The 6,344-nt window shown below is 41.2% G+C and carries 5 protein-coding genes; 4 read left to right on the top strand and 1 reads right to left on the bottom strand.

All coding sequences use genetic code 11. The annotated features are described in order from the left end of the window. Positions 1-130 precede the first annotated feature (130 nt). The gene (locus BN2425_RS14495) at positions 131-1,066 is read right to left on the bottom strand and encodes a 1,4-dihydroxy-2-naphthoate polyprenyltransferase (RefSeq protein ID WP_042460827.1); all 936 of its coding nucleotides are present in this window, start codon (positions 1,064-1,066) and stop codon (positions 131-133) included. A 464-nt stretch (positions 1,067-1,530) separates the two neighbouring features. Here BN2425_RS14495 and BN2425_RS14490 point away from each other — a divergent pair, with 464 nt between their 5' ends. The 4 genes from BN2425_RS14490 to menB are packed head-to-tail and all read left to right on the top strand — an operon-like array spanning position 1,531 to position 6,325. Beyond that, a complete protein-coding gene (locus tag BN2425_RS14490) occupies positions 1,531-2,931 on the top strand; it encodes an isochorismate synthase (protein ID WP_042460803.1) in 1,401 nt (466 codons plus the stop codon). Position 2,932: 1 nt separating this feature from the next. Next, positions 2,933-4,684 carry a 2-succinyl-5-enolpyruvyl-6-hydroxy-3-cyclohexene-1-carboxylic-acid synthase gene (menD, locus tag BN2425_RS14485; protein ID WP_042460801.1) on the top strand — a complete coding sequence of 584 codons (1,752 nt, stop codon included), beginning with the start codon at positions 2,933-2,935 and terminating at the stop codon, positions 4,682-4,684. Then, on the top strand, positions 4,681-5,493 hold the full coding sequence (gene menH, locus BN2425_RS14480; protein WP_042460798.1) for a 2-succinyl-6-hydroxy-2,4-cyclohexadiene-1-carboxylate synthase: 813 nt from the start codon (positions 4,681-4,683) through the stop codon (positions 5,491-5,493). Before menD ends, menH begins: the two co-directional genes overlap by 4 nt. Positions 5,494-5,506: 13 nt before the next feature. Beyond that, positions 5,507-6,325, top strand: a complete 819-nt coding sequence (gene menB, locus BN2425_RS14475) for a 1,4-dihydroxy-2-naphthoyl-CoA synthase (RefSeq protein WP_042460795.1) — start codon at positions 5,507-5,509, stop codon at positions 6,323-6,325. Positions 6,326-6,344: the final 19 nt, after the last annotated feature.

Genomic DNA, 6,344 nt, shown 5'->3' with positions numbered 1-6,344 from the left:
GCCTGGAGCGCAAATCAACAGCCCCTATAAAAAGAGCAAAAAAAGACTGTCGGCAAACCCAAACTTTTTCGGATTGTCGACAGTCTGAAGCTTCTGCACTCTAGCAGAAGCTTTTTTGTTCAATAATTTTTTATAAAAGAATTCCCGCAAAAATACCGATTGCCAACAGGAATCCAAATATCGTATTTGTCTGTGCTGTTGCCTTCATGGCAGGAGCCATTTGAATCGGTACTGAGCCTGCTTTAAAGACTTTAACTGCCTTTATTGGCTTAGAGATACTTAACAATACCAGTGCTGACCAAATTGGTGCTACACCACTGAATATTAAACCGAAGACCCAGAGATATGAAAAAAGAAACATGCCGGCTAATAAATAAATGGCATTCTTTTTTCCTAATAAAATAGCCAATGTTTTGCGTCCGTATTCCTTATCGCCGTCTAAGTCTCTGATATTATTAGATAGCAGAATAGCACCCACTAAAATAAATATTGGAACAGATACCAAGACACTTGCTGCGTCTACCGTTCCTGTTTGAATGAAGAATGAAATTAAAATAATCAGCATGCCCATGAAGAAACCAGCAAATATTTCGCCAAATGGGGTAGAGGATATTGGAACAGGTCCGCCTGTGTATAAATACCCAACTGTCATACCAATTATACCCACTAATGCCAGCCACCAACTGCTGTTCGCGCAAATATAGATTCCTAATAATAAAGCCACCCCGTAAAGCCCCAACGCCATTTGCATGACCGTTTTCGGTTTAATACCATCCCGAACAATGGAACCGCCGATTCCAACTGAATGCTCGGTGTCAAGTCCACGCTTATAGTCATAGTATTCATTAAACATATTTGTAGCTGCTTGGATAATTAAGCAGGCGATTAACATGGCAAGAAACAAGCCAAGATGGAATTTTCCCTGCTCCAATGCAAGTGCAGTACCTAACAATACAGGGACAAATGCAGCAGTTAACGTATGAGGACGGGTCATTTGCCACCAAACCTGAAAGCCTTTATTTGATTCCACAACTGGTTTGGAACCTTGGTGTAAATTTGGCTGCATCATAAATCTCCTCCCTTACAATTATCTATTTTTACATACTAAAAGGACTCCTAATTACTCTTTCCAAACCTAAGTTTATGGAATCGGCTGGATAGTGTCAATGAATTTTTACTTTCAATTATAGAAGATAATGCCGGATAAGGTTAATAACATTATTTTAGTGGGAAAATGAACATACAGATTCATGGACCCAATCTGACAATTTCACAAGCGCCTCTTGCGGACGAACACATTTGACTTGTCTTAAGCTTTAAGTTTAGCGATTGTTCACATTTTGCCATATAATAAGGAAAGAATCGGGGATAGGTAGTGACAAGGATTATTGACTTCTTTACAATTGGAGTAGTATCTTTAATGAGGCAGATTTGGGGCATAGACAAAAATATTTGTTCATAATTTAAGATAGATAAAATAGGTTTACAGGAATGGATAACAGCCATTGTGGCTGTTTTGGAGGGATTTGTTTGGTTACCATTCAAGAAACAGGAATATTGGAGAAGGGGCTTTTAGCCATCGACCGAGCCAAATTGCTGGGCCGGGAAGTTCTGGTAAGTGAAGTCTGCGAATTGGATAGTATTAGCCCTTTATCCTTTTTTAGTATAGGAAGAGAAAACTATTTTGGCGAAAGATTTTTTTGGAAGGACCCGAAAGATGAAATGATCTTGACGGGGATTGGCATTGCTAATCAAGTCCAATATAATCAAGGGACAAATCGGTTTTTACACGTAGAACTCACATGGGAAGATTTGCTTAAGGAAAGTCTAGTAAATAATTGCTACCCAGTTTTCGGGGTTGGCCCTGTCATTTTTGGAGGATTCTCCTTTGATCCTTTAAAAGAGAAAACAGAGCTTTGGTCAAAATATACTGATTCGATGTTTTATTTACCAAAATTTTTACTGAGCATTATAGAGGGAAAAGCCTATTTGACCACTAACATTGTGTGTACACCACAGGATGATGATTCTATATTTAAGAAAATATTGGTTGAGCGTAATGAATTGTTAAGTTCACTGCACCGGCCATTATCAACGCAACTTCCAGAGCTTAAGGAGAAAAAGGAAATTGCCCCAGAAAGTTGGAAACAAACCGTTGATCAGATCGTAACCGAATTAAAAGATGGTCCATTAAAAAAAGTAGTGCTTGCACGGGAGCTGCGTTTAATATTCCATGACTCGGTAGCAGTTGAGGGAGTTCTACATAAATTAAATGAACAGCAGCATGAAAGCTTTATTTTTGCGTTTGAATCGAATGGAGATTGCTTTATCGGTGCATCACCGGAAAGGCTTGTAAAAAAACAAGGCAACGAGATATTTTCCACTTGCTTAGCTGGTTCCATTCGCCGGGGCGTGACAGAGGAGGAGGACATGCTGTTAGGAGAGGAATTGCTACAGGATCAAAAAAACCTCATCGAACATCAGTATGTAGTTGAAATGATAAAGGATGCATTAGAAGAAGCCTGTGATGAAATCATTCTTCCATCCCAACCGCAATTGATGAAGATTAGAGATATTCAGCATCTTTATACGCCTGTCGTCGGAAAATGCCGTCCAAATAGCTCCTTATTGTTATTAGTTGAAAAACTGCATCCTACACCTGCTCTAGGAGGTCTGCCAAAAACTGAGGCAGTACAAAAGATTAGAGAGATGGAGGAACTTGACCGTGGTTTTTATGCTGGTCCAATTGGGTGGCTGGATTACCAAGGAAACGGGGAATTTGCAGTTGCAATCCGTTCAGCGTTGGTCCAGGGAAATGAGGCGTCCCTTTTCGCTGGCTGTGGGGTAGTGGCAGATTCCAATTCGGCAAGTGAATATCTAGAGACCAGCTTGAAATTTAGACCAATGCTTAGAGCGTTAGGGGGGAACTAATGTGAGTCATCAAGAATCATTAACAGCCTATCTTGCAGCTTTTACAGCTGAGCTTGTTCACGCAGGCATTAAAGATGTAGTAATTAGTCCAGGGTCAAGGTCGACTCCTATGGCGATGGTTTTGGCCGAACATCCTGATTTAAATATCCATATTCACGTAGATGAGCGATCATCTGCCTTTTTTGCTTTAGGCATAGCCAAAGCTACCAATCGTCCAGTTGCTATTCTTTGTACCTCTGGTACGGCAACAGCCAATTTTTTTCCTGCCATAATCGAGGCAAAATATTCACGAATTCCGCTCATTGTGTTAACAGCTGACCGCCCTCATGAACTTCGGGAGGTTGGAGCCCCACAGGCAATAGATCAGATCGGGTTATATGGCAAACATGTTAAATGGTTTGCTGAAATGGCACTGCCAGAGAAAAGTGCTGAAATCATCCGGTATGCTAGAACGTTCTGTGCCAGGGCAGCCGCTATTGCTGCCCAAGCCCCAGCAGGGCCAGTCCACTTGAACTTCCCATTTCGGGAGCCGCTGATTCCCAAGATTGATGGAAATCTATTCGAACTTAGCGAACGCCCGCAGGGATATGTGAAGACCCGAAATGGGGAATTGACTATTACTGAAAGTGAATTTAAGGTGATAGCAGAGCGACTTCAGGAAAAGCAAAATGGCATTATTGTCTGTGGGACCATTGTGGATGATGGTTTTGCACAGGCTGTAACAAGGTTAGCGGAAGTATTACAGTATCCGATTATCGCTGACCCGCTATCACAGTTGCGCAGTGGAAACCACAATCAGGAATACATTATTGATTCATACGATACCTTTTTGCGAAATGCTGATGCCAAATCATTCTTGCAGCCAGATGTCATTTTACGTTTTGGTCCGATGCCGGTATCCAAGGCATTAACGATATTCATAAAGGAAAATCCAGATGCTGAACAATATGTCGTAGATGGCGGTGGAGGATGGAGAGACCCTGCATTATTGTCCACAGAGATGATTTATTGCAACGAAACCCTTTTCTGCGAAAAGATGTTAAACTATGCTGAAAGCAGGGATCATGTAGAATATTTATTAAAGTGGAAAAGAATAAATGATCTAACAAAGGAAGGCATGAATCCAATAAGGGATATTACGGATTTGAGTGAGGCCAAGCTTTTCTATCAATTGGCCGAAATGCTTCCTGATGAAAGTTCTCTTTTTGTCGGTAATAGCATGCCGATTCGTGATTTAGACAGCTTTTTCCTTAATAATCAAAAGTCCATAAAAGTTTTCGCTAATCGAGGAGCGAATGGGATTGATGGAACCATTTCAACGGCCATCGGTTCAGCTCTGTATTCAAAAAAAATGTATTTAGTTCTAGGGGATTTGACGTTTTTTCATGACTTAACCGGACTGCATATCGCTAAACGTTATGGAATCGATATTAACATTATTTTAGTCAATAATAATGGCGGTGGAATTTTTTCGTTTCTCCCGCAATCGGAGCATCCGAACCATTTTGAACTTTTGTTCGGCACTCCATTAGATATTGACTTTAGCCATGCAGTTAAAATGGTTAATGGTTACTATGCTAGAATTGAGGATTGGGATCATTTCAGAATAGAAATGGACCATTCACGTCAATCGTCAGGAATCAAGGTGTTTGAAGTAGTAACCAACAGAGACAGAAATCGTGATGAACATCGCGGATTTTGGAACTCGGTTTCCCAGGAAATATCGAATTTTGTCAACGGAGCACATTCATGATTGTTCCAATTCAAAGCATTTTCTACCATGTAGAGGTCTGCGGAAATGGCACTCCGTTTGTGTTATTGCACGGATTTACCGGCGATTCATCGACATGGGCACCGTTTAGCAACCGTTGGGGGGGAGACCGTCAGCTCATTATCCCGGACATTATTGGCCATGGGCAGACAGAAGCCCCTAACGATCTCCATCTATATAATATTGAATCAGCAGCTTATCAATTAAACTGCCTCCTTGACCAATTAGGAATTAGTAAAACGGATATGCTTGGATACTCGATGGGAGGGAGGCTTGCCCTTACCTTTTCCATCCTGTATCCTAATAAAATAGGCAAGTTAGTTTTGGAAAGTACTTCTCCAGGATTGAAGACAGAAGACGAAAGGGAAGCAAGGCGTAAAAACGATGCAGAACTAGCCAAGAAAATTAGGGAAAAGGGACTTGAGGAATTTGTTAACCATTGGGAAAAAATACCATTGTTTCATTCGATGGAACAACTACCCGATGAAACAAGACTAAAGATTAGACAACAGCGCTTGGGAAATTCTGTTGAAGGATTAACAAATAGTCTAATTGGCATGGGGACAGGTTCACAGCCTTCTTGGTGGAATCACCTACAAGAGTTAACAAGTGAAGTTCTGCTTGTAACAGGAGAGAAAGATGAAAAGTTCTGCCGCATTGCTAAACAAATGCTGCCACACTTAAAAAACGGTAAATGGATTACTGTTGAAAACGCTGGGCATGCAATTCATGTGGAAGAACCTGAATTTTTTGGTACAATAATAAGTGACTTTTTGTCAAATAAAACTTAAGGAGGTTTATAAGATGGCAGTAGAATGGATTCCAGGTCGTAAATATGAAGAAATTCTTTATGAAACTTATAATGGAATTGCAAAAATCACCATTAACCGCCCGCATGTACATAATGCCTTTACTCCAAAAACAGTAATGGAACTAATCGATGCGTTTACCTATGCACGTGATGACTCTGATATTGGTGTCATAGTATTAACAGGTGCAGGAGATAAAGCTTTCTGTTCTGGTGGCGACCAGAAAGTCCGTGGCCACGGCGGGTATGTTGGGGAGGATCAAATTCCCCGACTAAATGTGCTTGACCTACAGCGGCTCATTCGTGTCATTCCTAAGCCGGTCGTAGCAATGGTAAAGGGATATGCGATTGGCGGCGGCCACGTTCTACATGTAGTTTGCGATTTAACAATTGCAGCTGATAACGCAATTTTTGGACAAACTGGACCAAAGGTAGGCAGCTTTGACGCAGGATATGGGTCTGGCTATTTAGCAAGAATTGTCGGACATAAAAAAGCGCGTGAAATCTGGTATTTATGCCGTCAGTACAATGCGCAGGAAGCTTTGGAAATGGGCTTAGTGAATACCGTTGTTCCTCTAGAGCAAGTTGAAGAAGAAACCATTAAATGGTGTGAGGAAATGTTAGAGAAGAGTCCAACTGCTTTACGTTTCTTAAAAGCCGCGTTCAATGCAGATACAGACGGTCTAGCTGGTATTCAGCAGTTTGCAGGAGATGCAACCTTACTTTACTATACAACAGATGAAGCAAAAGAAGGACGCGATGCTTTTAAAGAAAAACGCAAGCCGGATTTCGGCCAATTCCCACGTTTTCCTTGATTTACAGTAAACCGCAGCT

The organism is Neobacillus dielmonensis, assembly GCF_000612665.1.
Lineage (GTDB): Bacteria > Bacillota > Bacilli > Bacillales > Cytobacillaceae > Neobacillus > Neobacillus dielmonensis.
Note: the sequence above shows the minus strand (reverse complement) of the source record. Positions and strands in the feature narration are given on the sequence as shown.

What these genes read in the sequence shown, in the direction of transcription:
- menB (WP_042460795.1), top strand. Translation starts at nt 5,507, where the DNA reads ATGGCAGTAGAATGGATTCCAGGTCGTAAATATGAAGAAATTCTTTAT.
- menH (WP_042460798.1), top strand. Translation starts at nt 4,681, where the DNA reads ATGATTGTTCCAATTCAAAGCATTTTCTACCATGTAGAGGTCTGCGGA.
- BN2425_RS14495 (WP_042460827.1), bottom strand. Translation starts at nt 1,066, where the DNA reads ATGCAGCCAAATTTACACCAAGGTTCCAAACCAGTTGTGGAATCAAAT.